1 protein-coding gene is annotated in these 1,053 nt (G+C 61.4%); it reads left to right on the top strand.

The window, feature by feature from the left end:
- Positions 1-1,053 (top strand): GumC family protein (locus tag FJ548_RS29705; protein ID WP_181168955.1); only part of this gene is annotated, 1,053 nt, incomplete at both ends.

Consider the following 1,053-nt stretch of genomic DNA (forward strand, 5'->3'; position numbering starts at 1 on the left):
CTGAAGGCGCTTCGGAACGGAATGAGGGTCGGACAAGAGCTGCGGTCGCGGGTCATCTCCATCGGCTTTACCGATTCCAGTCCGGCCCGTGCTGCGCTTGTCGCGAACACATTCGCTCAGGTCTATATTGACGACCTCATACAGAAACGACGTGCATTGGACCAGGTCGAACTGCAATCGCTGGTCGCCGGCCTGCCGCAAGTGCAAAGCGATCTGGTCGACGCAACCAACCGTCTGGAGACGTATCGGCTGACCCACGGCGCCGTCGATCAAAGTGCGGCCAACAATGCGGCCAATGAGAGAGCGGAACTCAGCCGACAGATTTCCCTGTCGAAAGCCGATCTCTCCGCCTCGGAAGCGCATCTTGAACGTATCGAGGATCTGCGGAAGGCGGGCGCGCCCGTTTCGGCAGTCGCTGAAGAAATCGGATCGCCGGTGCTGGCCGACCTGATGGCTCGCCAGCTGGGCGCTGGTGCGGACGAGGGTCAGGGGAATGCGATCAACCGTGAGATGGAACAGGACATCGCGCGCATCGCAGCCGAGGCAAAAGTCTACCGCGCCCAGGTTGCGGCGCTGGAAGAACACGAAAGAGTGCTCGACGCGGCGGTGTCCGACACTGCGAGCCAGCTTTCCGGCTTGCGTGCACTTGAGCCTCAGGTGACCATCGTAACGCAGCGATACAACGAGCTTCTTGGCCGGCGACAGGAGTTGATGCAGCACATCGCCGCTCCATCACCCGGAGTAGCGATCCTTTCGATGGCATGGCCGCCGTCAACTCCGAAGACGCTGCCGGCAGTTTTCCTGGTCCCGCCCGGCATGATCGTGTTCGGGCTGATGGGGGCGATTTTCGTCATGGTCCGCAACGCCTTCAATCAGACCTTGCGCAGTGAAGCCGAGGCCGAAGCCGAGCTTGGGATTCCGTGCGTGGGGTTGCTTCCCAAGGTTTCGGGACTTCACGCGAAACAGTTGCGGGATCTGGTTCTGAGCCAGCTGACCTCACCGTTCAGCCGTGCCGTGACGTCCGTTCTTGTCACCGCTGCGCCAACTCAGGGG

It is taken from the genome of Mesorhizobium sp. B2-4-17 (genome assembly GCF_006441275.1).
GTDB lineage: Bacteria > Pseudomonadota > Alphaproteobacteria > Rhizobiales > Rhizobiaceae > Mesorhizobium.